Here is a 26498-nt window from a genome sequence, read left to right as displayed (position 1 = left end):
CTCAATCCCCGCCCGCCGGCTTGGCCTTGTCGGCCGGCCCCTCGGCCAGGGCGCCGTAGTTGTCCTTGCGCAGCTCGTCCAGCGCATCGTCCACCACGTCGACCGGCACCCCGGCCGAGCGCAGGGCGAGGCCGGCCATCTGCAGGCTCGCCTCGATGGTCTCGGGCACCACGGCGGAGGCGCCGGCGTGCTTCAGGCGGCCGAACTGCGCCAGGTCGTGGGCGCGGGTGATGATCGGCAGGTGCGGGGCATGGCGGCGGATCGCCTCCACCGCCTTTTCGGCCAGCGCCGGGCGGTTGACGGTGACCACCGCGGCGCGGGCGCGCTCCACCCCGGCGGCGCGCAGTACCCCGGCGTGGGTGGCGTCGCCGTAGTAGATCGGCCGGCCGCCGTCGCGCATCGCCGCCACCCGGTGCGCGTCGAGGTCCAGCGCCACGTACGGGATGCCGTGCCGCGACAGGATGCGCGCCACCGTGCGCCCGACCCGGCCGTAGCCGGCGATCAGCACGTGGCCCTTGACGTCGCTGGTCTCGACGCGGAACGCCTCGGCACCCCAGCGGCGCTCCCAGGCTTCGGCGAGGCTGTGCGCCAGGACGCCGACCGCCGGGGTCAGCGCCATGCTGAGCGCCACCACGGAGGTCAGCGTCTGCCCGTCCTCGCCGTCGAGGATGCGCAGGCCCACCGCGCGGCTGAGCACCACGAAGGCGAACTCGCCGCCCTGCGACAGCAGCAGGCCGACGCGCAGCGCGTTGGCGGTGCCCAGGCCCGACAGCCGGCACAGCGCGATGAGCAGCACGCTCTTGCCGATCAGCAGCGCGGCGGTCAGCGCCAGGATGGTCTCCGCCTTGCGGGCCATGAAGGGCAGGTCGAGCGACATGCCCACGGTCATGAAGAACAGGCCGAGCAGCAGGCCGCGGAACGGCTCGATGTCGGCCTCGACCTGGTGCCGGTAGGCGGTGTCGGCGAGCAGCAGGCCGGCCAGGAAGGCGCCCAGCGCCATCGACATGCCGACCTGCGCGGTCAGCAGCCCGACCGCCAGCACCAGGAACAGGTTGGTGGCGGTGAACACCTCCGGGCTGTTGGCCGACGCCACGAACCCGTACACCGGCCGCACCACGTAGCGGCCCAGCAGCATGATGCCGACGATGGCCGCGACACCCTTGACGATGGCGATGGCCAGCGCCTCCTGCAGGTTGGCGGCGTCGCCGGCGAGCAGCGGCAGCAGCGTCAGCAGCGGCACCACCGCGAGGTCCTGGAAGATCAGCACGGCGACCGAGACGCGGCCGAAGCGCGCCACCGTCTCGCCGCGCTCCACCAGCACCTTCAGCACGGTGGCGGTGGAGGAGAACGCCAGCGCGCCGCCGACGATCAGCGCCGCGCTCGAGTCCAGGCCGAACAGGTAGGCGGCGACGCCGATGGCGGCGGCGGTCGCCACCACCTGCAGCAGCCCGAGCCCGAAGATGAAGCGCCGCATCGCCCGCAGGCGCGACAGCGGCAGCTCCAGCCCGACCGCGAACAGCAGGAAGACCACGCCGAACTCGGCCAGCACGCCCGGCAGCTCCGGATCCACCACCGGCCCCGGGGTGTGCGGGCCGAGCACCACGCCGGCCGCCAGATAGGCGAGCACCGCCGGGATGCGCAGCGCCTGGAACAGCGGCACCAGCAGGATGGCCGCCACCAGCAGCAACAGCACGTCGATCAGCAGTTGCGTGTTGTGGATCATTTGGGCTGGGGGCCGCCGCCCCGGACTCCATCGATGCTCTGGCCGCGGCTGATCAGCGAGATGCCGCGGGTGCCGACGCCGCCGACCATCACCGCCTCGATCAGCGGGTCGCTGGCGCCCTCGGCGGCGCTCCACTCCACGACGAAGTTGGCGCCGGGACCGCCGCGGCCGTCGGTCAGGTCGATGTAGAACTCCGCCGTGCCCATGGCGGCCAGCGCGTGCGGCGCCCCGATGAAGCGCTGCACCTCGTTGCCGGCGGTGTCGTAGTAGGTGATCCGCCGCACCGTCAACCCCTGGGTGGGCGAGGTGTTGCGCACGCTGAGCGTCACCGCCAGGTTCGGCTGCGCCACCCCGTGGCCGAGGTACAGGGTCGAGTACACCGGCACGTACACCGTGCCGCCGCGCGGCCCCGCGCCGCCGTCGGGTGCCGGGCGGAAGTAGTCGCGCTCCGGCCGCTTGGCGGACACGTCCACCGATTCCGCGTCGCGCACCCGCGCCGCCTCGCCGGACGGGGCCGCCCCGCGCTTCTCCACCAGCAGGACGGTGGCGACGACAGCCCACACTAGAAGGCCGGCGGCGAGAAACGAGCGGATCGGGGTCATGGGGCTCCGGATGGGCGGGCACGGCGGGAGGCCGCAGCATAGTCGATGATGCGGCCCCTGTGTATGCCTTGCGGCGTACGCCCACCGCATCCGCGGTCCGCGTGCGATGCAGTGTATGAATTCGCGCGGAAGGGGTATAGTCGGCACGCCCTTGTATGCAGGACAGCCATGGCCGCACCCCGCACGCGCAAACCGCCGCCGAGCTTCGCCGAACCCGCGCTGCCCGGCGTCTCGCCGGAGGAGGCGCCCGGATCGGCGCGCGAGGACCCGCACTACCACGGGCACCGCGACCGGCTGCGCGGGCGCTTCCTGGCTGGCGGGCCGGAAGCTTTGCAGGACTATGAGCTGCTGGAGATGATTCTGTTCGCGGTCGACCGGCGGCGCGACGTCAAGCCGCTGGCCAAAGCGCTGATCGAGCGGTTCGGCGGGCTGTGGAACGTCGTCAACGCGCCGCCGGAGAAGCTGCGCGGCGTCAAGGCGGGCGACGTCGCGCTGAACAGCGACGCGGCGGTCGCGGCGATCCGCGCGGTCGGCGCCGCGGCGCTGCGCGGCATGCGGCAGGAGGTGATGCAGCGGCCGGTGCTGGGGTCCTGGCAGGCGCTGCTCGACTATGTGCAGGCGGCGATGGCGCACGAGACGACCGAGCAGTTCCGCCTGCTGTTCCTCGACATCAAGAACCGGCTGATCGCCGACGAGGTGCACCAGCGCGGCACCGTGGACCACACGCCGGTCTACCCGCGCGAGGTGGTGACCCGCGCGCTTGACCTGAAGGCGACCGCCCTCATCCTGGTGCACAACCACCCGAGCGGCGATCCGAGCCCCAGCCGCGCCGACATCGACATGACCAAGGAGATCATGCGCGCCCTGGATCCCATCGGCGTGGTGGTGCACGACCACCTGATCGTCGGCAAGGGCAGGCACGCCAGCTTCAAGGCGCTGGGGCTGCTGTGAACCTCAGAAGCGCACGCCCAGCCCCGTCGAGGCGGCAAGCCCCTGGAAGTGGAGGTTGGTCTTGAACGGGCGCGCCGACGACACGATGAAGCGGGTGGCGAGGGACAGGTAGACCGAGTCCGTCAGGTTCACGTTGACTCCGGCGAAGGCCTGGGCGCCGTAGATCCAGACGCGGTCGTCATAGCTCGCCGACACCGTCTGGCTGAGCAGCGGCGAGGCGACCTCCGCCCGCAGGTTCACCGACGCCCGCCCGGGGCCTATGCCCGCGCCCGCGAACAGCGCGACGTCGTCGGTCAGTTCCTTGCGCCATGCGGCGTTGAGGAAGAGCAGGTTGGCCGTGGCCTCGCCGCGGCCGGCCGCGGTGATCGGATCGCGCACCGGTGCCACGCCGCGCGGCGCCTGCGCGTCCACGCGGGCCCGCAGCTCGATGCGCCGGTACTCGAGGCCGAGCGACAGCTCGTCGTACCCGGCATGGTCGCGCCACGCCTCCGCCCCCCAGGTGGCGTGCGCACCGCCGAGGAAGTTGCGCCAGGACAGCTCTGCCTTGTCCGCGCCGACGCTCATGCGGGTCTGCGCGTCGAGCCGCCATTGCATCAGCCCGGCGTTCACCTCCGCGCGCCAGGACTTGCGCTCCCGCGGCGGAGCGGCCTCGGCGGAGCGGACCGGCTCCTGCGGCGGAACCGCCGCCACCGCGCGCCCGGCGCGGTCGTAACAATCGAGGCGGTGCAGGTCCGAGCCGACGCCGCGGCACGCCAGCACCACACCGTCCGGCTCCGCAAGCCGGTCGAAGCAGCCCAGCCGCTCCACCACCGACACCGACGCCGCGCAGACGCCGGCCGCCGGGACGGCCGCCGCGGATTCCGCCGTGCCGAGCATGCACGCCACCGCGGCGAACGCCACCGCGGTTCCCATCCAACGCTTCATCACCACGTTCCACACTGGAAGGGCGCAGGGCTCCCACCTGGATGGGAAGCCCTCGCCGGGGATTGCCGCCGATCAGACCGCGTACCAGATGCGGTCGACGCCGGGGATGGCGGTGTGGAGGCTGAGCAGGGTCTCCCAGCCATGGAAGTCCTGCACGACGGGCGCGGACAGCTCCGTCCGGGTCGAGCCGTTGTCCACCCACAGCTCGTCCAGGCGCAGGTCGACGCGGTCGGCGTCGATGTCGAACAGGTCGGCGTAGGAGAGGCGCAGCGGGCTGCCGTCCGGGTTTTGCAAAGTTCCGTGGGCGTGCACGTGGCTGCCGTTCTGCAGCACGGCGTCCGCCTCGATCTCCGCGCTGTGGTCGGCGTTCACGCCGAAGCGCACCAGCGCCGTGCCGTCCTTCGACAGGACCGCCTGACCGATCAGACCGATGCTGTCGGTGCCGGTGCGGGCGATGCTGCGCACCGTCTCGATGCTGTTGCTGAGGGTGCCGGTGAGATCGATGGCGTAGTCGCCGTAGTCCACGTGGATCGCCGTCGGGCTCATGGTGCCCTGGACCACGGTGCCGACGCCGTCCTTGGAGAGCTGGAAGGCGGTGATGGTGCCGGTCGCGCTGTTCCGCATGGACGAGAACAGCCCGCCGATGCTGCCCGCCGTCAGCGAGAACGAGCCATCGACGCTGACGTGGTACGCCCCGGAGTGCGCCTCGATCCGCGTCGAGGAGATGCTGTCGAGCTGCGTCGACTCGAACACCGAGGCGCCGTGCGCGGCGATCTCCTTGATGATCGAGTCGTTGGCGGACTGGAACGTCTGCTCCCACGGCAGCGCCTCGATGCGCGGACGGATGTCCCCCACCCCGATTTCCAGCAGGTGCATGGTGGGCGCGGTGCCGGCGGTGGCGACGATCGTGGTCGCGTCGAGGGAAAGCCCGGCGCTGCCGATCACCGAGGCCACGTCCGCGACCGACAGGTCGTCGGTGCCGAACTTCGCGACGAACGACCGCAGGATGTTCGACGCCTGCGCCGGCGCCTCAGCCACCGCCGCGCCGATCACCTGGAGGACGGTCGCTTTGATCTCCGCGGGAATGTGCAGCGTCGCACCGCCGGCCGGGCTGAAGCTGGCGGCGATGTCGCCGATGCGCAGGCCCTGGGCGATCGCCTGGAGTTCCTCGGCGTCGGCGCTGAAGGTCGGCAGGAACACGGCCGTCCGCGCCACTCGCTCGAACGCCGAGGCGGTGTTGCCGTTCCGCAGGTCGTAGTCGAACGAGGCGTCGCCGCTGAACGCGGCGAGATCGATGCCGTTGCCGAGGGAGCGGCGCTCCGCGATGCCATGGTTGATGAAGTGCTCGAACGGATCGACGCCGGCGGCGGCGACGTCCGGGTTGCTCGCCAGATACTTGGCCCGGTCGAAGAGCGGCGTGCTGCTGCGGCCTTCCCGGAAGCCGTGGTTGATGAAGTGCTCCAGCGGGTTCACGCCGGCGGCGGCGACGTCGGGATTTTGCTGCAAGTAATAGCTGGTGTCGAAGAAGACGCTCGGATCGCGCCCCTCCTTTCACCCGTAGGTCACGTAGTGCTGATATGGATCGACGCCGGCCGCTGCGACATCCGGATTGTATTTTAGATAAAACCCTGAATCAAACTGTGGAGCAGCCATAGGTAACTCCCGATCATAAAGGTAGCATTTTATGGATCCAGCGTGACATGACTGGGATTGAGGAGCCATGCCACTCCCCCGTATTGGGATTTTCTTCACTGGACCCGGGTAACGACCATACGTTACCCAAACCGGGAAACAAACTTTTTGTTTAGGTGACTCAATGACGCACCCGTTTTGGATGTTTTTAACATTGATGCCGTCAGTTCCGTGCGCACCGCCTCACCCCTGCACCACCACAGGCAATCCGCCGAAGGGCTGATGCGAAGGGGAAGCATGTCGCGTTCGTGCAAAAAAAAAGCGCGGGCGAGGGGCATTCGGCCCCGCGCCCGCGCAACGCCTGGACGGGCATCCGGCCTCAGAACGGCGCGCGCACGTCCGGATGCGGAAGGTCGGTCGGCAGCCCGGCGGTCTCCGCCGCCAGCGCACCCCGTGCGGCGGCCACCCGCGCCGGCGCGGCGTCCACAAGGCGGGCGGCGGCGTCGAAGACGGTCAGCGCGGTGGGGTAGTGCTCGGCCGCCAGCACCGGGGCGCTGGGCGTCGGGCGGTCGGGCTGGCCGATGCGCACCGGGGCGCGGCGCAGCGCACCGAAGGCCCGCTCGGTCACCGTCGCCACGATCTCCGACCCCATGCCGAGCGTCGTCCAGCCGGTGTCGGCGACAATCAGCCGGCCGGTGCGGCGCACCGAGTCCAGGATCATCTCCGGCCGGAACGGGCGCAGCACCGCCAGGTCGATCACCTCGCACGACACGCCGGCGCCGGCCAGCGCCGCGGCGGCGCGCAGCGACTCGCGCAGCATCCAGGAGGTGCCGACGATGGTGACGTCGCTCCCCCGGCGGCGCAGCTTCGGGCCGTCCAACGGCTCGGTCCAGTGGCCGGCGGGCACCGGGCCGTCCATGAAGTGCAGCCAGCGGTGCTCGATGAACACCACCGGGTTCGGGTCCTCGATGGCGGCAAGCAGCAGGCCCTTGGCGCTCGCCGGGTCGGAGGGCATGACGACCTTCAGGCCGGGCTCCGCGGCGAACAGCGCCTCCAGCGAGCGGCCGTGCGCCGGCCCCTGCCCCCAGCCGCGCCCGACGTACAGCCGCACCACCAGCGGCACCGAGCGCGCGCCCTTGCTGAGGAAGGCCATCTTGGCGGCGTTGTTGAACAGCTGCTCCAGGCCAACCAGCGCGAAGTCGGCGCGGATGTGGAACAGCACCGGGCGCCGCCCCATCAACGCGGCCCCCACCGCCACGCCGGTCATGGCGTTCTCCGACAGCGGCGATTCGACGACGCGGTCGGGGCCGTACTTCTCCAGCAGCCCCTGCGTGGCGCCGAACAGGCTGAGCGGCGGCAGCGCGCCCTGGCCGATGGCGAACACCCGCCCGTCGCGCTCCATGGCGAGGTCCAGCGCCTCGTTCAACGCCTGCATGGTGGTCAGCGTGCGCGGCTCGGGGGCTGAAACCGGGGCGGGGGCGAGGCTAAACATAGACGGTCTCCTCGACGCGGGCGGTGGTCGGGAAGGGAGCGCTGCGGGCGAAGGCGAAGGCGTCCTCGATCTCGGCCAGGATCTCGATGGCCATGGCCTCCTCCATCGCCTCGGTCAGGGCGCCGGACCGCAGCAGCGGGCGGCGCAGGCGCTGGATCGGGCAGCGCTCGCGCCACGCCGCGCGCTCGGCCCGGGTCGCCGCGTCCTCGGGCAGCGGCAGCGTGTGTTCGCAGTGGTCGCGCAGGCGGTAGGTGTCGCAGACCAGGAAGCTCGGCCCGCCGCCGCGCCGTCCCCGCGCCACGGCGCGCGCCGCGGCGGCGCGCATCGCCAGCACATCGTTGCCGTCCACCGTCTCCGCCGGGATGCCGTGGGCGCGCGCCAGATCGGTCAGCGGCCGGTCGGGCTGGCGGTGCTCCAGCGTGGTCACAATGGACCACAGGTTGTTCTCCAGCACGAACAGCACCGGCAGGGACCGCAGCACCGCGAAGTTCATCGCCTCGTGCAGCACGCCCTCCTCCGCGGCGCCGTCGCCGAAGATGGTGACGGCCACGCCGTCCTGGCCGGCCTGCCGCATGGCCAGCGCGGCGCCGACCGCCACGGGGATGGCGCTGCCGATGGTGGGCGAGCTGAGCAGCAGCCCGGCCTCGGCGTCGTGCAGGTTCATCGAGCCGCCGCGCCCGCCGCAGCAGCCGGCCTCGCGCCCGTACAACTCGGCGACCATCGCCGCGAGGTCGCCGCCCTTGGCGAGGTAGTGGGCGTGGCAGCGGTGGGTGGAGAGCATCTGGTCGCTGCGGCGCAGTTCAGCGCACAGGCCGACCGCGACCGCCTCCTGCCCGACCGAGAGGTGGATGGGGCAGCGCATCTCCAGTTCGCCGTAGCGCAGCGCCACGGCCTCCTCGACGAGGCGGATGCGCAGCATGGCGTGGAAAAGCTCCAGCGCCGTCTGGCCGTCAAAATCCGACATCGGATGACCACAGGATGGGAGGTTTGATCTTTTCAGGCAGGCCCGATTTCGCCCGTATGCGCGTTTCAGGACACCCCATCCGAACTATAACCTACCTCATAAATTATCGCATGCGAAAATTGCGGCCGATAATCATTTCATACTGAAGTATGCAGCTATACTCCAAGAAAAAGGGCGGCGCGGACCAGATCCGCGCCGCCCTCTTCAGCAGCTGCCCAAGTGAATACCCGGTTATGCGCCAAACACGCGCTTGAAGACCGTATCCACATGCTTGGTGTGATAGGTCATGTCGAACATCGGCGCGAGCGTGTCGCGGGCGATGTGCTTGGTGACGTCGGCGTCAGCCAGCAGGTTGTCCAGCAGGTTGCCGCCTTCCGCCCACACCTTCATGGCGTTGCGCTGGACGGCGAGGTAGGCGTCCTCGCGGCTCATGCCGGCCTGGGTCAGCGCCAGCAGCACGCGCTGGGAGAAGACGAGGCCGCCGAGGTCCTCCAGGTTCTTCGTCATGCGCTCGGGGTAGACGACCAGCTTCTCCATCATGCCGATGGCGCGCACCAGCGCGAAGTCCAGCGTCACGGTGGCGTCCGGGCCGATCATCCGCTCGACCGAGCTGTGCGAGATGTCGCGCTCGTGCCACAGCGCGACGTTCTCCATGGCCGGGACGACGGCGGAGCGGACGATGCGGGCCAGCCCGGTCAGATTCTCCGACAGCACCGGATTGCGCTTGTGCGGCATCGCCGACGAGCCCTTCTGGCCGGGGTGGAAGAACTCCTCCGCCTCGCGCACCTCGGTGCGCTGCAGGTGGCGGACCTCCACGGCGAGGTTCTCCAGCGACGAGGCGATGACGCCCAGCACGGCGAAGAACATGGCGTGCCGGTCGCGCGGGATGACCTGGGTGGACACCGGCTCGACGCTCAGGCCCAGTTGCCCGGCGACGTACTGCTCGACGAACGGGTCGATGTTGGCGAAGGTGCCGACCGCGCCCGAGATGGCGCAGGTGGCGATGTCCTGGCGGGCGGCGACCAGACGCTCGCGGGCGCGCTGGAAGGCGGCGTAGTGGCCGGCGAGCTTGAGGCCGAAGGTCGTCGGCTCGGCGTGGATGCCGTGGCTGCGGCCGATGGTGACGGTGTCCTTGTGCTCATAGGCGCGGCGCTTCAGCGCGGCGAGCAGGCCGTCGAGGTCTTCCAGCAGCAGGTCGGCAGCCTGCTTGAGCTGCACGGCGAGGCAGGTGTCGAGCACGTCCGACGAGGTCATGCCCTGGTGCACGAAGCGCGCCTCGGGGCCGACGTATTCGGCGAGGTTGGTCAGAAAGGCGATGACGTCGTGCCGGGTCTCGCGCTCGATGGCGTCGATGCGCTCGATCTCCCACTTGCCGCGCTCCCACACCGCCTTGGCGGCGTCGGCGGGGATGACGCCCAGCTTGGCCTGCGCGTCGCAGGCGTGTGCCTCGATCTCGAACCAGATGCGGAACTTGTTCTCCGGTTCCCAGATGCGGGCCATTTCGGGGCGGGTGTAGCGCGGGATCATCGTACTCTCCAACTACGGCAGCGACGGCGGCCGGACCTTAGCCCCACGGGGCGCGCGTGAAAAGACCTTGCGGACGATGGGCGTTCGCGATGGTAGAACGGGCTGGGTTGCACCGGGCGGGGGTGGCATGACGGCGATCGGACTGTGCCTGCAGGCGGGCGGCGCGCTGGGCGCCTACGAGGTCGGGGCGGCGACCCGGCTGCTGGAGGCCGGGCTGCGGCCGGTGGTGCTGACCGGCGTCTCCATCGGCGCCATCAACGCCGCGGTGCTGGCGGCGTCCCGCGACCCCGACCCGGCGGCGGCGCTGCGGGAGCTGTGGAACGACCTGGAGGTGCCGGCGCTGCCGGTGCCGCCGGTGGTGCGGCAGGCACTGACCTCGATGACCGGCATTCCCGGCTTCTACCGCCCGCACACCGACCCGTTCTCCCTGGGCGCCTGGACCAGCTGGTACGACCTCGCGCCGCTGGCCGACACGCTGGAGCGGCTGATCGACGTCGAGCGGCTGAACCAGCCGGAGCGCGTGCGCGTGGCGCTGACCGCCACCAACGTGCAGACCGGCATCCTGGAACGCTTCTGCAACGCCGACGCCCGGCTCGGCATCGAGCACATCCTGGCCAGCGCGGCGCTGCCGCCGTTCTTCCCGATGGTGCGGGTGGACGAGGCGATGTACTGGGACGGCGGGCTGTTCGACCACATGCCGCTGCGCGCCATGCTCGACAGCCTGACGCCGGCCGAGCGCGAGGACCTGCCGCTGTTCGTGCTCGACCGCGAGACGCGCGGCAGCACCATCCCGGAAAACCTGCACGAGGTCGGCGACCGCGTGCTGGAGATCCTGTTCCAGAACAAGTCGTGGGACGATTTCGGCGGGCCGCAGGGCCTGCGCCAGTACGCCGGACTGATCGACGCCATCGACCGCGCCCTGCCGAGGGACAGCGCGGTGCGGCGGAACCCGCAGTACGACAAGCTGATGGAGTACCGCTGCCTGAAGAACCTGCGCGTCGTCGCCTGCCCGCACCAGCCCCTGAGCGGGGCGGTGGACTACTCCGCCGACACGGTGGAAACGCGCATCCGCGCCGGGTGGAGCGCGGCCGACGAACACCTGCGGCGCGTTCCGCCGGGCCGTTAGCTCCGGACGAACCAGAGCACGAGACGCAGGCCAAGCACCAGAACGCCGCTGGCGACGATCCCCATGACGGCGTCCCCGGCGTCCATGGAACTGCCGTTCCAGACCATCGAGCCGACCAGCACCAGACCGATCAGCAGCCCGATGAAGAACCACCGGAGCAGGCTGTTCTCGATCAGCAGGTCCCACAGCGCTTCGATCAGGTCGGTCATGGGAGGGACTCCAGGCGTCGCGGCGACGAACAGGCCGGCAGCCGCCCGCCCAGGATGACGTGACGGCAACGAGTCGGAAAGCGGTTTTCGCGCCCGATCCCTCGACCGCAGGCCGCTGGGAACGTCCGCCCCTCCGGCGGGGGCCTGACCGACCATCGGTGCGACATTTCATTCGCCGAAAAAACAGATCAAAGATATTGCAGATTTTTCACGCGCTCGCGTACCATCCCCGGTTGGAAAGACCATAAAAATTATAACGGCGCAGTTCGGGAGAAACGCTTTGATCCACGGGCTTCTGGGCCTCGACGGGCCCGGCGGGGCGGTCGTGAACGCGTCGTCGGTGCCGGCTGAATCGGACCTGTCGCTGCCGAGCATCCTGCAGGGCACGCCGGTCCCCACCTTCGTCATCGACGCCGACCACCGCGTCACCCACTGGAACAAGGCCTGCGAAGCCATCATCGGCGTGCGCGCGGCGGCGATCATCGGCACGTCGGAGCAGTGGCGCGCCTTCTACACCGAGCCGCGGCCGACCCTGGCCGACCTGATCGTCGACGGCATCACCGAGGAGACGGTGGCGCGGCTGTACGCCGGGCGCTGGCGCGCCTCGCCGCTGATCGAGGGCGCCTACGAGGCCGAGGGCTGGTTCGAGCATTTCCCCGGCGGCGCGCGCTGGCTGTCGTTCACCGCCGCCCCGCTGCGCGGCAAGGACGGCCGCCTGCTCGGCGCCATCGAGACGCTGCAGGACATCACCGAGCGCAAGCAGGCCGAGGAGGTCAGGCGCGAGCGGCTGGCCCAGCAGCGCCTGGGCGAGATCGTCGAGGGCAGCCCGGTCCCCACCTTCGTCATCGACGCCGAGCACCGCGTCACCCACTGGAACCGCGCCTGCGAGGCGGTGATCGGCGCGCCGGCGGCGGCGCTGGTCGGCACGCAGGTGCAATGGCAGGCCTTCTACACCGAGGAGCGGCCGGTGATGGCCGACCTCATCGTCGACGGCGCCCTGGAGGCGGAGATCGCCCGCCACTACCCCACCAAGTTCCGCCGCTCCCCCTTCATCGCCGGGGCGTACGAGGCCGAGGACTTCTTCCCGAAATGCCCGGGCGGCGGGCGCTGGCTGGCCTTCACCGCCGCCCCGCTGCACGACGCCGAGGGGCACGTCGTCGGCGCCATCGAGACACTGCAGGACGTCACCGAGCGCAAGCGGGCGGAGGAGGCGATGCGCCTCTACCACCGCGCCGTGGAATCGGCCAACAACGGCATCATCATCACCGACGGCAAGGCGCACGACTATCCCGTCGTCTACGCCAACCCGGCGTTCGAGCGGATGACCGGCTACCCGCAGGCCGAGACTCTCGGCCGCAACCCGCGCTTCCTGCTGGACCAGGACCGCGAGCAGATGGAACTGGAGGCCATCAAGTCGGCGCTGCGCCAGAAGCGGCCGGGCAGCGCGGTGCTGCGCAACTACCGCCGCGACGGCACGCTGTTCTTCAACGAGCTGTTCGTCTCCCCCGTGCGCGACGAGACCGGCGAGGTCACGCACACCATCAGCGTGATGAGCGACATCACCGAGCGCAAGCGCTACGAGGAGCAGCTGGAGCATCAGGCCAACCACGATGCGCTGACGGGCCTCGCCAACCGCACGCTGCTGATGGACCGGCTGGAGCATTCGCTGGCCTGCGCCCAGCGCTACGGCCAGAAGCCGGCGGTGCTGTTCGTCGACCTCGACAACTTCAAGACGGTCAACGACACGCTGGGGCACGACGTCGGCGACCATCTGGTGCAGGCGGTGGCCAAGCGCCTCGTGCACTGCCTGCGCGAGGTGGACACGGTGGCGCGGCTGGGCGGCGACGAGTTCGTCGTGGTCGTCCAGGACGCGCCGGAGGAGAGCGACGTCACCCACGTCATGCGCCGCATCATCGAGGCGCTGGGCCGGCCCTTCACCATCGACGGGTCGGAGCTGTTCGTCACCTGCTCGATCGGTGCCGCCATGTACCCGCGCGACGGCGAGGACGTGGCGACGCTGCTGAAGAACGCCGACGCCGCCATGTACCGCGCCAAGGAGATGGGCCGCGGCGGCTTCCAGTTCTTCACCCGCGAGATCAACGAACGCGTCTGCGAGCGCATGGTGATCGAGCGCGAGCTGCACGGCGCCATCGCGCGCGGCGAATTGCAGGTGTTCTACCAGCCGCAACTCGACGTGCGGACCGGCGCCATCGTCGGCGCCGAGGCGCTGCTGCGCTGGACCAACCCGCGGCTGGGCAGCGTGTCGCCCGGCCGCTTCATCCCGGTGGCGGAGGAGAGCGGGCTGATCCTGCAGGTCGGGCGCTGGGTGCTGGAGACGGCGTGCGACGACAGCCGGCGCTGGATCGCCGAGGGCTGGAGCAACGCGCGGATGTCGGTGAACCTGTCGGCCCGGCAGTTCCGCCAGGCCGACCTCTACCACCACATCGCCGAGCTCTTGCAGGACGCCGGCCTGTCCAACTTCATCCTGGAGCTGGAGCTGACCGAGAGCATGGTCATGCAGAACCCCGAGCAGGCCATCGGCACCATGCGGGCGCTGAAGGACATCGGGCTGCGGCTGGCCATCGACGATTTCGGCACGGGGTATTCCAGCCTGAGCCACCTGCGGCACTTCCCGCTAGACATCCTGAAGGTGGATCAGAGCTTCGTGCGCGACATCACCAACCACGCCGAGGGCGAGGCCATCGCCGCCGCCGTGATCTCCATCGGCCACGCGCTGGGCAAGAAGGTGGTGGCGGAGGGGGTGGAGACGGACGTCCAGCTGGACTTCCTGCGCGGCCACGGCTGCGACGAGTACCAGGGCTTCCTGTTCAGCCCGGCGGTGCCGGCGGAACGCTTCCGCGAGCTGCTGATGCGGAACGGGCAGCTGCCGGGGGCGGTCTAAGGCCCCTCTCCCTCGACGGGAGAGGGGTTGGGGAGAGGGTGGCACGAATCTCTTGCGGGCTCCGCCCGCTATCCCCCTCTCCCCAACCCCTCCCCCGCGAGGGGGGAGGGGCTCGAAATTACTCCCGCACCACCTGCTGGTGCGCCAGGCTCAGGAGCCGCTCCAGCTCCTTCTCCACCCGGTGGTCGGAGATGTCGATGCCCTTGGCGTGCAGGTCGTCGGCGATGCGGGTGCGGATCTCGTGCGGGCCGGTGGCGGCGAAGTCGGCATCGACCATCTGCCGGGCGTAGGCGTCCGCGTCGGCGCCGTGCAGCCCCATGAGATCGGCCGCCCACAGGCCGGCCAGCCTGTCGCGCCGCGCCCGGATCCGGAACAGCAGGTCCTGGTCGTGCTGGAACTTGTTCTCGAAGGCTTGCTCGCGCTCGTCGAACGTGGTCATGGGGACCCGGGCTCCTCGGCTTGTTTGCGTTTCTCGTTCCTAGTCTTATATAGCCGGCCCGCCGCCCCGCGTCACCGGGGCGTGCGCGTCCGACACCGGGAGCGAGGCCGGAGGGCAAGGACACCATGTGCAGCGTCATCATCCTGCGGCGACCGGGCGCGGCGTGGCCGCTCGTCCTCGGCGCCAACCGCGACGAAATGGCCGACCGCCCCTGGCAGCCGCCGGCGCGCCACTGGCCCGACCGCCCCAACGTGGTCGCCGGCCTGGACGAGCTGGCCGGCGGCACCTGGCTGGGCCTGAACGACGAGGGGCTGGTCGCCGCCATCCTCAACCGCCCCGGCACGCTGGGGCCGGAGCAGGGCAAGCGCTCGCGCGGCGAGCTGGTGCTGGAGGCGCTCGACCACGCCGACGCGTCGGAGGCGGCGCTGGCGCTGGCCCAGCTCGACACCCGCGCCTACCGGCCGTTCAACCTGCTGATCGCCGACAACCGCGACGCCTACGTGCTGGCGCACCACGGCGCGAACCCGCGCCACCGCCCGGAGACGCAGCCCATCCCCGAGGGCGTGCACATGCTGACCGCCTTCGACCTGGACGACGACGCCGACCCGCGCACCGCGCTGTACCTGCCACTGTTCCGCCACGCCCCGCCGCCGGATCCCGGGACGGCGAGCTGGGGCGGCTGGCCGGAGCTGCTGGGCAGCCGCATCTGGGACGGTGCCGACGCGCGCGGCGCCATGGACTTCCGCCTGCCGAGCGGCTTCGGCACCTCGTCGAGCGCGCTCCTCGCGCTGCCGTCGGCCGAGCGGCCGGATCTCGACCCGATCTGGCACTTCGCGCCGGGCGCACCGCACGAAACGCCTTGGAAACCGCTGGATTTGGGCTGAGACGGGGGGGTATCCCCCCGCATTGTGTTCCGTACGCCGGCTTGCTATATCACTCGGGTACATCCCCGGGCCGGCAACGGTTAAGCCGGGCCACACGCAGTTTGGACGACCACCCATGAGCAGACGCCGGCGCATCTACGAAGGCAGGGCGAAAGTCCTCTTCGAAGGCCCTGAGCCCGGGACCCTCGTCCAGTACTTCAAGGACGACGCGAGCGCCTTCAACAACAAGAAGCAGGGCGTCATCACCGGCAAGGGGGTGCTGAACAACCGCATCTCCGAATACCTGATGAGCCGGCTGTCGGAGATCGGCGTGCCGACGCACTTCGTGCGCCGGCTGAACATGCGCGAGCAGCTGATCCGCGAGGTCGAGATCATCCCCATCGAGGTGGTCGTGCGCAACGTCGCCGCCGGCTCGCTGTCCAAGCGCTTCGGCATCCCCGAGGGCACGCCGCTGCCGCGCTCGATCATCGAGTACTACTACAAGTCCGAGGAACTCGGGCATCCGATGGTCACCGAGGAGCACATCACCGCCTTCGGCTGGGCCGCCCCGCAAGACCTGGACGACATGGTGGCGCTGGCGCTGCGCGTGAACGACTATCTCTCGGGCCTGTTCCTCGGCATCGGGCTGAAGCTGGTCGATTTCAAGCTGGAGTTCGGCCGGCTGTGGGAGGAGGACGACATGCGCATCGTCCTCGCCGACGAGATCAGCCCGGACAACTGCCGGCTCTGGGACATCAAGACCAACGAGAAGCTGGACAAGGACCGCTTCCGCCAGGACCTCGGCAAGGTCGAGGAGGCCTACCAGGAGGTGGCCCGCCGCCTGGGCATCCTGCCCGAGGGCGGCCCCGGCGACGTCAAGGGCCCGAAGACCCTTCAATAACACCCATCGACAAGCGAGAAGACACCCATGAAGGCCAAGGTTCACGTCACCCTGAAGCGCGGCGTCCTGGATCCGCAGGGCAAGGCCATCGAGCACGCGCTGCACACGCTGGGCTTCGAGGGCGTCGACAACGTCCGCGCCGGCAAGGTCATCGAGCTGGAGCTGAAGAGCACCGACAAGGACGCCGCCCGCAAGGAAGTGGAGGCCATGTGCACCAAGCTGCTGGCCAACACCGTGATCGAAGACTACGCCATCGAGCTGGCGTGACTCCCTCCCCTGCGCAGCGGGGGAGGGTTGGGGTGGGGGCAAGTGGCCTCACCGCGATACGTCCCCCCACCCGCCCTCGCTGCGCTCGGGCACCCTCCCCCGCTCTCGGCGGATCGGAGATCCGCCTGCCGCGTCAGCGCAAACCTCTGGTTTGCGCGTGAGCTTCGCAGGGGAGGGAATAATCCATGACCCCCGAACACCTCGCCTCCATCGACCCCATCTTCGCCGAGTGCGTGCGCGTCGGCGGGCCGGTGCTGCGCGGCTTCTCGCGGCCGGCGGGCTTCGAGGGGCTGCTGCGCATCATTCTCGAACAACAGCTCTCCACCCAGGTGGCGCTGGCGCTGTGGCGCAAGCTGGAGGAGCGGGTGCCGGCAATCACGCCCGACGCGTTCCTGGCGCTCGACGAGGCGACGCTGAAGGCCTGCGGCTTCAGCGGCCGCAAGATCGAGTACGGCCGCCTCCTGGCGGACTCCGTCGCCTCCGGCCGGCTCGACCTGGAGGCCCTGCACGCGATGGACGACGAGGCGGCCATAGCGGAGCTGGTCAAACTCAAGGGCATCGGCCGCTGGAGCGCCGAGGTCTACCTGATGATGGCGCTCGACCGGCCCGACCTGTGGCCGGTGGACGACCTCGCCATCATGCTGGGCGTGCAGCGCCTGAAAGGCTGGGCCGAGCGCCCGAGCCGCGACGCGCTGGTCGCCGTCGCCGAGCCCTGGCGCCCCTACCGCAGCCTCGCCGCAAAGCTGGTCTGGCACCACTACGTGGCGCTCCAGCAGCAGGCCCGCGAGGCGCGGGCCCGCACGCCTAAACGGTAGACAGCACGCCATCCAGCGCGGCGTTCCACGCCTGGACGCGGTCGCGGCCGTCCTGCTTGGCGCGGTACATGGCGAGGTCGGCGCGGCGCACCAACTCGTCGCCCTGGCCGAGGCTGGCCGGCAGGATGGCGAAGCCGGCGGAGACGGTGACCTGCACCTCCCTGCCGTCCTTCACCAGCGGCGGCAGGGCGGCGAAGGCGGTGCGCCAGCACTCCGCGCGCGCCGCCGCGGTGGCCGCCTGGGTGTCGGACATCAGCACGGCGAACTCCTCGCCGCCGTAGCGGCACACCACGTCGTGGGCGCGGGTGTCGCGCAGCAGCATCGCCGCCAGCATCTTCAGCACCGCGTCGCCGGCCTGGTGCCCGAACGTGTCGTTGACCTGCTTGAAGCGGTCGATGTCCAGCATGACCATGGCCAGCGGCCGGCCGGTGCGCTGCGCCCGCGCCACCTCCTGCTTCAGCACCTCGTCGAAGTAGCGGCGGTTGTAGAGCCCGGTGAGCGGGTCGCGGACCGCCTGCTCCTCGACCTCCTTCTTCAGGCGCTCGATCTCGGCCAGCCGCTCCTGCAGCAGCGCGTTGGCGGCGCTCAGTTCGGCGGTGCGCACCTGCACCCGGCCCTCGACCTCGGCGTTGACCTCCAGGAGGCGCTTCTGGCGCAACCCCATCTCGGCCACGGTGGCGGCCAGGCAGGCCAGGAAGGCGAGTCCCTTCTCCATATACTCGCGGGTGAACACCGGGACCTCGCGCAGGGCGTCGAGGTAGTCGTCCTCGTCGAAGCCGAAGCGCGCCGCCTGCTCGCGGAACAGCGACTCGTCCGGCGGGGCCAGCAGGAACTGCCCGGTGAACAGGTTGACGATGTGCACGCCGTCGATCACCACCGGTACCGCCGCATCGACCAGCCCGTTGAGGCAGGTGTAGCTGCACGCCTCCGGCGTCCGGCTGCGCATCGCCCGCGACAGCGTCACGTCGCTCAGCCGGCAGGCCTCGGCGGTGGCGGGAGCGACGCGGTGGAAGTCCAAACAGATGCGCTTCCAGCCGACCCCGACGATCGCGCCGTCCGCGGTCGTCAGCACGTTGCCCTGCGGGTCGATCAGGGTGGAAGGCAGCCCGGTCAACGCGTGGAACGCCTCCATGAGCCGCTTGATCTGCTGGAGATCGATCAGATCGGACAACCGGTAATCCATGGGGCGCTCTTCCGATCCAGGCGGGACGTGGAACACACAACGTTAGCGATCTATCGTTAAGGAATGGAAAGCGGTCGCACGCCGCAGGCCCTTGCTTCGCCGGGCCTATGCCTCTAGTGTCCGGCCTGCATCGCCCACCCAGTCCTGAGCGGATCCGCGCCCCATGAAGGCTGCCGTCATCGTTTTCCCCGGCTCCAACCGCGAACGCGACGCCGTCGCCGCCCTGGAGACCGTCTCCGGGGTCAAGCCGTACGAGGTTTGGCACCGCGACACCGAGCTGCCCCAGGTCGACCTGATCGTCGTGCCCGGCGGCTTCTCCTACGGCGACTACCTGCGCTCCGGCGCCATGGCGGCGCATTCGCCGATCATGCGCGAGGTGAAGGCCCGCGCCGACAAGGGCGTGCGCGTGCTGGGCGTGTGCAACGGCTTCCAGATCATCACCGAGGCCGGGCTGCTGCCGGGCGCGCTGCGCCGCAACGCCGGGCTGAAGTTCATCTGCAAGCAGGTGGCGCTGCGCGTCGAGAACACCGACAGCGACTTCACCGCCAAGTACCGCAAGGGGCAGATCGTCCGCTATCCGGTGGCGCACGGCGACGGCAACTACTGGGCCGACGCCGACACCATCAAGCGCCTGGAGGACCAGGGCCAGGTCGCCTTCCGCTACGTCGCGGCCGACGGCGGCGACGATCCCCTGGGCAACCCGAACGGCTCCGCCGCGGCCATCGCCGGAATCTTCAACGAAAAGAAGACCGTACTGGGCCTGATGCCGCACCCGGAGGACGCCGTGGAGACGCTGCACGGCAACACCGACGGCCGGCCTATGTTCCAAGGCCTAGTTGACGCACTGCAATAAGCCTGGGTGCAGAATAGCGCCGCAAAAAGCCATAATTTGAAACTATCGCTGTGCGAATCGATCGCGATACGGTAGCCTGACAAGATCTGGGGCAAAATGTCCCAGTCATTGGGAGGCCCAACATGCGTGGATTTTCCCTCGGCACCGGCATCCTCGTCGCCACCCTCCTCGTCGTGGCGGCCTTCGGCACCCCGGCCGAAGCCCTTGATTCCCGGCCCCGCGGCGCGTGCGATGCGCCGCAGCCGTTCACCCGACTCGCGCACTGCCCCTTCGCCGGGCAACAGCTGGCCGGCCATGATTTTCGCGGCGTCGACTTGGTCCAGGCGGATTTGACGGGTATCAACTTGCGCGGCTGCCGTCTCGACGGCGCCGACCTGCGCAAGGCCGACCTGCGCTTCGCGAACCTCGCCGGCTGCAGCCTCGTCGGCGCCGACCTCTCCGGGGCCGACCTGTTCAACACCGTGCTGGACGGCGCCGACCTCTCGGGCGCGACGCTGGCCGCGGCCAATCTGCAGGGGGTGCGGCTGGTCGGCGCGCGCGCGCTAGCGGCCGACTTCTCCGGCGCCTACATCCGCGACGCGCGCCTCGACCGCGCCGACCTGACCGGCGCACGGCTGGAGCAGGCGCTGCTGCTGAACGGCGTGCTGGCCGGCTCGACGCTGGCGGGGGCGGACCTGCGCGGTGCGGTGCTGACCGCCGCCAACGCGGTGGCGACCGACTTCTCCGGCGCCGACCTCGGCGGCGCGGTGCTGCTGGACGCGCAGCTGGCCGGCGCGGTGTTCGACGGGGCGGAGCTGGCGGGCGCCACCTTCGACAACGCGCGCATCGGCGGCGCACGCTTCGCCGGGGCGCTCCACCTGCCCGGCACGCTGCAGACCATGGTCGCGGAGCGGTAATCGGGGACGGATCGACTTGCTTTCGCGCGGGCGGGGCTTATAAAGCCCTGGAGACCCACCCCCGAGGCGCGGGCCCTGCCCGGCCGCCCGGACGAACCGGTGAGACCCGCCTTGACCGAAGCCGCCGTCACCCCCGAAATCGCCGCCGAGCACGGCCTCACGGCCGACGAATACCAGCGCGTCCTGGAGATCATGGGCCGGGTGCCCACCCTGACCGAGCTGGGCATCTTCTCGGTCATGTGGTCGGAGCACTGCTCGTACAAGTCCTCCAAGGTGTGGCTGACGACGCTGCCGACCACCGGAGCGCAGGTCATCTGCGGCCCCGGCGAGAACGCCGGCGTGGTCGATTTCGGCGACGGCGACGCCATCATCTTCAAGATGGAGAGCCACAACCACCCGTCGTTCATCGAGCCCTACCAGGGCGCGGCGACCGGCGTCGGCGGCATCCTGCGCGACGTCTTCACCATGGGCGCCCGGCCCATCGCCAACATGAACGCGCTGCGCTTCGGCAGCCCCGACCACGCCAAGACCCGGCATCTGGTCTCCGGCGTGGTGTCCGGCATCGGCGGCTACGGCAACTGCGTCGGCGTGCCGACGGTGGGCGGCGAGACCAACTTCCACGAATCCTACAACGGCAACATCCTGGTCAACGCGATGACCGTGGGCGTCGCCAAGGCCGACCGCATCTTCTATTCGGCCGCCGCCGGCATCGGCAACCCGGTGGTCTACGTCGGCTCCAAGACCGGGCGCGACGGCATCCACGGCGCCACCATGGCGTCCGCAGAGTTCTCCGAGGACTCGGAGGAGAAGCGCCCCACCGTCCAGGTCGGCGACCCGTTTACCGAGAAGCTGCTGATCGAGGCCTGCCTGGAACTGATGGACACCGACGCCATCGTCGCCATCCAGGACATGGGCGCCGCCGGCCTGACCTCCTCGTCGGTCGAGATGGCCGGCAAGGGCGGCCTGGGCATCGAGCTGGTGCTCGACCACGTGCCGATGCGCGAGACGGGCATGAGCCCGTACGAGATCATGCTCTCCGAAAGCCAGGAGCGCATGCTGATCATCCTCAAGCCCGGCCGCGAGGAGATCGCCCGCAAGATCTTCGAGAAGTGGGAGCTGGACTTCGCCGTCATCGGCCACCTGACCGACACCGGCCGGCTGGTGCTGAAGATGCACGGGCAGGTGTGGGCCGACATGCCGATCGCCCCGATCTCCAACCGCGCCCCCGTCTACGAGCGCCCGTGGGAGCCGACCCCGCCGCAGCCGGAGGTCGATGAGGGCGTGTGGGACGGCTGGAACCTCTCGTTGGAGGAGACGCTGGTCAAGCTGGTCTCCGGACCCGACCAGGCGTCCAAGCGCTGGATCTGGGAGCAGTACGACAGCCTCGTCGGCGGCGACACCCGCTTCATGTCCGGTCAGGCCGCCGCCGCGGTGGTGCGCCTGCCGAACCAGAAGAAGGCGGTGGCGATCACCACCGACTGCACGCCGCGCTACGTCAAGGCCGACCCGGTCCGCGGCGGCGCCCAGGCGGTGGCCGAGGCATACCGCAACCTGTCCGCCGTCGGCGCGCTGCCGTTGGCGGTCACCGACAACCTGAACTTCGGCAACCCCGAGAAGCCGCGGATCATGGGCCAGATCGTCGGCGCCATCCAGGGCATGGGCGAGGCCTGCCGGGCGCTGGACTTCCCGGTCGTGTCGGGCAACGTGTCGCTCTACAACGAGACCAACGGCGAGGCCATCCTGCCCACCCCCGCCATCGGCGCCGTCGGCAGCCTGCCCGACGCCATGCTGGCGGTGGGCATCGCCTTCAAGAACGAGGGCGATACCATCCTGGTGGTCGGCGAGACCAAGGGGCATATCGGCCAGTCGCTGTTCCTGCGCGAGATCCTCGGCCGCGAGGAGGGCCCGCCGCCGCCGGTGGACCTGAAGGCGGAGCGCCGCAACGGCGAGTTCGTGCGCGCCCTGGTGCTCGACGGGCTGGTGACGGCCAGCCACGACGTGTCGGACGGCGGCCTGCTGGTCGCGGTGGCCGAGATGGCGATGGCCGGCGGCGTCGGCGCCCACATCACCGGCCTGGACGGCGCCCATCCGAAGGTGCTGTTCGGCGAGGATCAGGCCCGCTACGTGCTGGCCGTCCGCCCGGACAAGGCCGAGGCGGTGCAGGCCCGCGCAAGGGAAGCCGGCGTGCCGGTGACCGTTCTGGGCACCACGCGCGGCACCGCGTTGACGGGCCGGGGTGGCGAGGCCATATCGATCGAGCGCCTGCGCAAGGCGAATGAGGCTTGGCTTCCGGCCTATATGACGGCCGGCGTCGAATAAGGACGAAGGACACGACCAATGGCGATGGAAGCCGCGAACATCGAACGCCTGATCAAGGAAGGCATTCCGGACTGCACCGTGCAGATCGCCGATCTGCGCGGCGACGGCGACCACTACGCCGCGCACGTCGAATCGCCGTCCTTCAAGGGCAAGTCGCGCGTGCAGCAGCACCAGATGGTGTACGCGGCGCTGCAAGGCAGAATGGGCGGCGAGCTGCACGCCCTGGCGCTCACCACCGCGGTTCCGGAAGGGGCCTGAGGCTTTTTTACAAAAGGGTACGAGACATGGTCGATCCGAACGTCGCCGAACGCATCAAGCAGGATCTCTCCGGCAGCGATGTCGTGCTGTACATGAAGGGCACCCCGGTGTTCCCGCAGTGCGGCTTCTCCGCCGCCGTCGTCCAGGTGCTGAGCCACGTGGGCGTGAAGTTCAAGGGCATCAACATCCTCGAGGATCCGGGCCTGCGCCAGGGCCTGAAGGACTTCTCGAACTGGCCGACCTTCCCGCAGCTCTACGTCAAGGGCGAGCTGGTCGGCGGCTGCGACATCGTCCGCGAGATGTACGAGAACGGCGAGCTGCAGCAGCTCCTCGCCGACAAGGGCATCGCCACCGGCGCCAACGCCTGACCTTTTTCCCCTCCCCCGCCTCCGGCGGGGGAGGGAGGGGCCCACAACGTGGGAGGGTGGGGGCTACGGCGTTCCCGAAGGCCGCTGCCCCCTCCTAACCTCCCCCAGCGGGGCTGGGGGAGGAATTATTGAACTTCCTCCGCCCGCGCTGCCTCCGTCATCACCTCCTGCGCGTCGCCGAACAGCGTCACCCCGGGCGGCACCGGCGGGCGGCGGCCCTCGTGCCACGCGGTCAGGAAGCGCACCACGGCGAACTGGGAATCGCCGGACAGCGGCTTCTCGGCGAAACCGATGGCGCGGGTGCCGTAGCGGTAGGCGAAGTCGCGGTTGGCGGTGACGTACAGCGACGTGGTGCCGAAGGCCTCGTTCAGGTACTCGTCCACCTTGGCGCCGCAGCGGCCACCGCCGAGGCGCAGATCGACCAGCGCCACGTCGGGCGCCTCGCGCCGCGTCAGCTCCCGGGCGGCCGGCAGGCTGGCGCAGATGCCCAGCACCCGGTGGCCGAGGCTCTCGACCACCTGCGCCCAGCTCAGCGCGATCAGCGCCTCGTCCTCGACGATCAGCACCTTCATGAGACGAGTCCCCCCAAACCGGACAGGTGGCCCTGCCCCGCCCGGCGCGCAACAGCGCTTTCGCCGTACCCGATTCGTGGGCTTGGCCGGAACCGGCCCGACCATCCGCCTGTTGCCTCTGCCGAAGGTTCAGAAAGGAGAGCAGCATGGCCACCGACCATCACGGCCCGCGCAAGGTGGGCGTCTACGAGGGGGTGGGCACGATCCGGTCGCAGTCCCGGTCGTTCCTGTGGATCGTCGCGCTGGTCGTGGTGGCGGCGCTCCTGCTGGTCTGGCTGCACTGAGGAGGCTGTCATGGCGAAGACCCTGGTCGCCCTGTTCGACGCGCTGGACGACGCCGAGGCCGCGGAGCGCGACCTGCTGGCCGCCGGCTTCTCCGACATGGAGGTCGAGGTGCTGCACAACTCCGGCTACGGCGCCGGCGAGGGCTACGGCGAGGTGATGCCGCAGCTCGAAGGCTGGGGCGCGCCGCACGACGAGGCGGTGGCCTACGCCGAGGGGCTGCGCCGCGGCGGCGCGCTGCTGGTCGTCTCGCCGCGCGACGACGAGGCGGTGAACCGCGCCATGGGCGTGCTGGAAAGCGGGGACAGCGTCGATCTCGCCGCCCGCTCGGCCGAATGGCGCGCCTCCGGCTGGACCGGCGAACCGCCGCCGGTCATGGTGAAGCCGCGCACCGACACCGGCGGCGACGGCAACCTGGGCAAGGCCGCCGAGGCGCTGCGCGTCAGCAACGCCGAGGCGGTGCCGCCACCCCCGGTGAATCCCGGCACGGCATCGCCGTCCGCCGTCCCCGGCTCGGCCGCCGACGCGGCGCGCCAGCGCCTCGACCACGAGGATCCGGAGCGCCGGTGATAGTCGCCGCTGACGGCGCCGGCCGCGCCGCAGACGCAGGAGCGCAGACGCTGAACCGTTCGCCCCACGGAGCGTCATGCCCGCGGTGCAGCCCGGTCATGCCCGGCGTCGCCTCGCCGCCGCGCCGGCCCCGTGCTACACCGGAGGCATGACGACCCTCAGTGACACCACCACCGACCGCCACAACCCGACGTTCACCGGCCTGGCCGCGGCCACCGGGGCCTTCCTGCTGTGGGGGCTGGTGGCGCCGGTCTACTTCAAGCTGTTGACCGGCATCGGCGCGGTGGAGATCGTCGCGCACCGCGTGGTGTGGACCGTGCTGCTGGTCGGCGCCTTCGTGCTGGCGGCGCGCGGGCCGATGGCCGTGGTGCGGGCGGTCGGCACGTGGCGGCGGCTCGGCATCCTGGCGGTCACCACGGCGCTGGTCTCCTCCAACTGGCTGATCTTCATCTACGCCACGCTCAGCGGGCAGATGCTGCAGTCCAGCCTGGGCTACTACATCAACCCGCTGGTCAACGTGCTGCTCGGCGTCGTCTTCCTGCACGAGCGGCTGTCGCGCCAGCAGATGGTCGCGGTGGCGGTGGCGGCGGCCGGGGTGCTCAGCCTCGTGCTGTGGTACGGCGTGGTGCCGTGGATCGCGCTGGCGCTGGCGGTGACGTTCGGCATCTACGCCCTGGTCCGCAAGAAGGCCGCCATCGAGCCGGTCACCGGCCTGCTGGTGGAGACCGGCCTGCTGATCCCGCCGGCGCTCGGCTACCTGCTGTGGCTGGGGCCGCAGGGGGCGTTCGTCAGCGGCGGCACCGGCACGGCGGTCCTGCTGGCGCTGGCCGGGCCGATCACGGCGGTGCCGCTGGTGCTGTTCATGGTGGGCGCGGCGCGGCTCAAGCTCTCCACCATCGGGCTGCTGCAGTACATCGGGCCGACCGGGCAGCTGCTCCTCGGCGTGCTGGTCTACGGCGAGACCTTCACCCCGGCGCACGCCGTCGCCTTCGGCTGCATCTGGGTGGCGCTGGTGCTCTACTCGCACGACGCCTTCGTCACGCACCGGGCGGCGGTTCGGACGGCCGCGGCGGCGGGGGACTGACTAACCCTTCGGCGCCAATCCCCGCGCCAGCGTCGTCGCGATGCTGCGCGCCACCGCGCACACCCGGCCGTTGTCCTCGGCGAACACCACCTGATCCAGGAAGCCCAGGCCGAAGCTCAGCGTCGCGATGCCGGCGGCGACGTTCGGCAGGTCGGCGTCGCGGTCGATCAGCCCCTTGTCGCGCAGGGCCTCCAGCCGCGAGAGCAGGCTGGGAATGCGGCTCTCCGACAGCGTCCGCCCCATCTCCGCCGCGATGGCCGGATCGACCAGCGCGCGGCCCATGATCACCTTGGTGAACTCGCGGCACTTCCAGGCGTGTTCGGCCTGATGGTGGAGGAAGGTGTGGATCTCCTTCTCCACGCAGGTGCCGGTCATCGGCGGCAGCGTGCAGCCCTGCGCCTCCTCGCGGCCATAGCGCTCGACCACCGCCAGCAGCAGGCCGGCCTTGCCGCTGAAGTAGCGCTGGATCAGCTGCTCGTTGACGCCGGCGCGCGCGGCGATCTCGCGCGTCGTCGCGGCGTCGAAGCCGCGCTCGGCGAACACCTGCTTGCCGGCGTCCAGCAGCGCGTTGGCCGTCGCCTCGCGGTCGCGCTTGCGGGGACCGGCGCAGCCCTCGTCACCCCGCGCGCAGGGGGTCTCCTCGTCCAACATGGCGTCCTTCCTCGCCGGGCACCGTGCCCGGCAGGCTTGATATAGAGCTTATAATAGGTATGCACGCGCATACTTGACAAGCGGCCTCGATGCGGTAAGTATGTACGCACATACATACCTGAGGA

27 protein-coding genes are annotated in these 26498 nt (G+C 70.2%); 15 read left to right on the top strand and 12 right to left on the bottom strand.

Going from position 1 to position 26498, the window contains the following annotated elements; genetic code table 11:
* Position 1: 1 nt before the first annotated feature.
* Positions 2 to 1723, bottom strand: coding sequence for a monovalent cation:proton antiporter-2 (CPA2) family protein (locus tag TSO221_RS10410; protein ID WP_247877999.1), 1722 nt, complete (start codon positions 1721 to 1723; stop codon positions 2 to 4).
* Entirely contained in the window at positions 1720 to 2325 is a 606-nt protein-coding gene (locus TSO221_RS10405; protein WP_158284049.1) for a DUF3124 domain-containing protein, read from the bottom strand. Before TSO221_RS10405 ends, TSO221_RS10410 begins: the two co-directional genes overlap by 4 nt.
* 168 nt (positions 2326 to 2493) lie before the next feature.
* Here TSO221_RS10405 and radC point away from each other — a divergent pair, with 168 nt between their 5' ends.
* The gene (gene radC, locus TSO221_RS10400; protein ID WP_109118423.1) at positions 2494 to 3276 is read left to right on the top strand and encodes a DNA repair protein RadC; all 783 of its coding nucleotides are present in this window, start codon (positions 2494 to 2496) and stop codon (positions 3274 to 3276) included.
* 3 nt (positions 3277 to 3279) lie between these two features.
* On the opposite strand, the gene TSO221_RS10395 is transcribed toward radC, so the two are convergent.
* The 5 genes from TSO221_RS10395 to purB all read right to left on the bottom strand — a co-directional run bounded on the left by TSO221_RS10395 (position 3280) and on the right by purB (position 9815).
* Positions 3280 to 4200 (bottom strand): hypothetical protein, encoded by a 921-nt coding sequence (locus tag TSO221_RS10395; protein ID WP_109118422.1) that lies wholly within the window; start codon positions 4198 to 4200, stop codon positions 3280 to 3282.
* 72 nt (positions 4201 to 4272) lie between these two features.
* The gene (locus tag TSO221_RS10390; protein ID WP_109118421.1) at positions 4273 to 5706 is read right to left on the bottom strand and encodes a hypothetical protein; all 1434 of its coding nucleotides are present in this window, start codon (positions 5704 to 5706) and stop codon (positions 4273 to 4275) included.
* Positions 5707 to 6211: 505 nt separating this feature from the next.
* Positions 6212 to 7324 carry a transketolase C-terminal domain-containing protein gene (locus TSO221_RS10385; RefSeq protein ID WP_109118420.1) on the bottom strand — a complete coding sequence of 371 codons (1113 nt, stop codon included), beginning with the start codon at positions 7322 to 7324 and terminating at the stop codon, positions 6212 to 6214.
* Positions 7317 to 8288 carry a thiamine pyrophosphate-dependent dehydrogenase E1 component subunit alpha gene (locus TSO221_RS10380; RefSeq protein ID WP_109118419.1) on the bottom strand — a complete coding sequence of 324 codons (972 nt, stop codon included), beginning with the start codon at positions 8286 to 8288 and terminating at the stop codon, positions 7317 to 7319. Before TSO221_RS10380 ends, TSO221_RS10385 begins: the two co-directional genes overlap by 8 nt.
* Before the next feature lie 231 nt (positions 8289 to 8519).
* Positions 8520 to 9815: an adenylosuccinate lyase gene (purB, locus tag TSO221_RS10375; RefSeq protein ID WP_109118418.1), complete on the bottom strand. Its 1296-nt coding sequence runs from the start codon at positions 9813 to 9815 to the stop codon at positions 8520 to 8522.
* 127 nt (positions 9816 to 9942) lie between these two features.
* Here purB and TSO221_RS10370 point away from each other — a divergent pair, with 127 nt between their 5' ends.
* On the top strand, positions 9943 to 10941 hold the full coding sequence (locus tag TSO221_RS10370; protein WP_158284048.1) for a patatin-like phospholipase family protein: 999 nt from the start codon (positions 9943 to 9945) through the stop codon (positions 10939 to 10941).
* Here the strand turns inward: TSO221_RS10370 and TSO221_RS10365 are convergent.
* Complete coding sequence (locus TSO221_RS10365; RefSeq protein WP_109118416.1) at positions 10938 to 11150, bottom strand: hypothetical protein; 213 nt, start codon at positions 11148 to 11150, stop codon at positions 10938 to 10940. The genes TSO221_RS10370 and TSO221_RS10365 overlap by 4 nt on opposite strands.
* 280 nt (positions 11151 to 11430) lie before the next feature.
* On the opposite strand from TSO221_RS10365, the gene TSO221_RS10360 reads away from it, so the two are divergent.
* A complete protein-coding gene (locus tag TSO221_RS10360) occupies positions 11431 to 14052 on the top strand; it encodes an EAL domain-containing protein (protein ID WP_109118415.1) in 2622 nt (873 codons plus the stop codon).
* Positions 14053 to 14170: 118 nt separating this feature from the next.
* Here the strand turns inward: TSO221_RS10360 and TSO221_RS10355 are convergent, their stop codons facing one another.
* Entirely contained in the window at positions 14171 to 14491 is a 321-nt protein-coding gene (locus TSO221_RS10355; protein ID WP_109118414.1) for a DUF1476 domain-containing protein, read from the bottom strand.
* Between the two features lie 125 nt (positions 14492 to 14616).
* Here TSO221_RS10355 and TSO221_RS10350 point away from each other — a divergent pair, with 125 nt between their 5' ends.
* From TSO221_RS10350 to TSO221_RS10335, 4 genes are all read left to right on the top strand, one after another.
* Complete coding sequence (locus TSO221_RS10350; protein ID WP_109118413.1) at positions 14617 to 15375, top strand: NRDE family protein; 759 nt, start codon at positions 14617 to 14619, stop codon at positions 15373 to 15375.
* Between the two features lie 115 nt (positions 15376 to 15490).
* Positions 15491 to 16255, top strand: coding sequence for a phosphoribosylaminoimidazolesuccinocarboxamide synthase (purC, locus tag TSO221_RS10345; protein WP_109118412.1), 765 nt, complete (start codon positions 15491 to 15493; stop codon positions 16253 to 16255).
* A 27-nt stretch (positions 16256 to 16282) separates the two neighbouring features.
* Complete coding sequence (gene purS / locus TSO221_RS10340; protein WP_109118411.1) at positions 16283 to 16522, top strand: phosphoribosylformylglycinamidine synthase subunit PurS; 240 nt, start codon at positions 16283 to 16285, stop codon at positions 16520 to 16522.
* 185 nt (positions 16523 to 16707) lie between these two features.
* Positions 16708 to 17337 carry a DNA-3-methyladenine glycosylase gene (locus tag TSO221_RS10335; RefSeq protein WP_109118410.1) on the top strand — a complete coding sequence of 210 codons (630 nt, stop codon included), beginning with the start codon at positions 16708 to 16710 and terminating at the stop codon, positions 17335 to 17337.
* On the opposite strand, the gene TSO221_RS10330 is transcribed toward TSO221_RS10335, so the two are convergent.
* Positions 17327 to 18520 (bottom strand): diguanylate cyclase, encoded by a 1194-nt coding sequence (locus tag TSO221_RS10330; RefSeq protein WP_109118409.1) that lies wholly within the window; start codon positions 18518 to 18520, stop codon positions 17327 to 17329. The genes TSO221_RS10335 and TSO221_RS10330 overlap by 11 nt on opposite strands.
* 163 nt (positions 18521 to 18683) lie before the next feature.
* On the opposite strand from TSO221_RS10330, the gene purQ reads away from it, so the two are divergent.
* The 5 genes from purQ (at position 18684) to grxD (ending at position 23214) form a co-directional block, all read left to right on the top strand.
* Positions 18684 to 19373 carry a phosphoribosylformylglycinamidine synthase subunit PurQ gene (gene purQ / locus TSO221_RS10325; RefSeq protein ID WP_109118408.1) on the top strand — a complete coding sequence of 230 codons (690 nt, stop codon included), beginning with the start codon at positions 18684 to 18686 and terminating at the stop codon, positions 19371 to 19373.
* 122 nt (positions 19374 to 19495) lie between these two features.
* Positions 19496 to 20269, top strand: coding sequence for a pentapeptide repeat-containing protein (locus tag TSO221_RS10320; RefSeq protein WP_109118407.1), 774 nt, complete (start codon positions 19496 to 19498; stop codon positions 20267 to 20269).
* A gap of 111 nt (positions 20270 to 20380) precedes the next feature.
* The gene (gene purL, locus TSO221_RS10315) at positions 20381 to 22588 is read left to right on the top strand and encodes a phosphoribosylformylglycinamidine synthase subunit PurL (RefSeq protein WP_109118406.1); all 2208 of its coding nucleotides are present in this window, start codon (positions 20381 to 20383) and stop codon (positions 22586 to 22588) included.
* Positions 22589 to 22606: 18 nt separating this feature from the next.
* Positions 22607 to 22846 carry a BolA family transcriptional regulator gene (locus TSO221_RS10310; RefSeq protein WP_109118405.1) on the top strand — a complete coding sequence of 80 codons (240 nt, stop codon included), beginning with the start codon at positions 22607 to 22609 and terminating at the stop codon, positions 22844 to 22846.
* A 26-nt stretch (positions 22847 to 22872) separates the two neighbouring features.
* On the top strand, positions 22873 to 23214 hold the full coding sequence (gene grxD, locus TSO221_RS10305) for a Grx4 family monothiol glutaredoxin (protein WP_109118404.1): 342 nt from the start codon (positions 22873 to 22875) through the stop codon (positions 23212 to 23214).
* A 125-nt stretch (positions 23215 to 23339) separates the two neighbouring features.
* On the opposite strand, the gene TSO221_RS10300 is transcribed toward grxD, so the two are convergent.
* A complete protein-coding gene (locus TSO221_RS10300; protein WP_158284047.1) occupies positions 23340 to 23786 on the bottom strand; it encodes a response regulator in 447 nt (148 codons plus the stop codon).
* 146 nt (positions 23787 to 23932) lie between these two features.
* On the opposite strand from TSO221_RS10300, the gene TSO221_RS35315 reads away from it, so the two are divergent.
* From TSO221_RS35315 to rarD, 3 genes are all read left to right on the top strand, one after another.
* Complete coding sequence (locus tag TSO221_RS35315) at positions 23933 to 24070, top strand: hypothetical protein (RefSeq protein WP_158284046.1); 138 nt, start codon at positions 23933 to 23935, stop codon at positions 24068 to 24070.
* Between the two features lie 10 nt (positions 24071 to 24080).
* Positions 24081 to 24638 (top strand): hypothetical protein, encoded by a 558-nt coding sequence (locus TSO221_RS10295; protein ID WP_109118402.1) that lies wholly within the window; start codon positions 24081 to 24083, stop codon positions 24636 to 24638.
* A gap of 148 nt (positions 24639 to 24786) precedes the next feature.
* Complete coding sequence (gene rarD, locus TSO221_RS10290) at positions 24787 to 25722, top strand: EamA family transporter RarD (RefSeq protein ID WP_109118401.1); 936 nt, start codon at positions 24787 to 24789, stop codon at positions 25720 to 25722.
* Here rarD and TSO221_RS10285 read toward each other — a convergent pair whose 3' ends face one another.
* The gene (locus tag TSO221_RS10285; protein WP_109118400.1) at positions 25723 to 26373 is read right to left on the bottom strand and encodes a TetR/AcrR family transcriptional regulator; all 651 of its coding nucleotides are present in this window, start codon (positions 26371 to 26373) and stop codon (positions 25723 to 25725) included.
* Positions 26374 to 26498 lie beyond the last annotated feature (125 nt).

Origin of the sequence: Azospirillum sp. TSO22-1, from assembly GCF_003116015.1 — a bacterium.
Lineage (GTDB): Bacteria > Pseudomonadota > Alphaproteobacteria > Azospirillales > Azospirillaceae > Azospirillum.
Note: the sequence above shows the minus strand (reverse complement) of the source record. Positions and strands in the feature narration are given on the sequence as shown.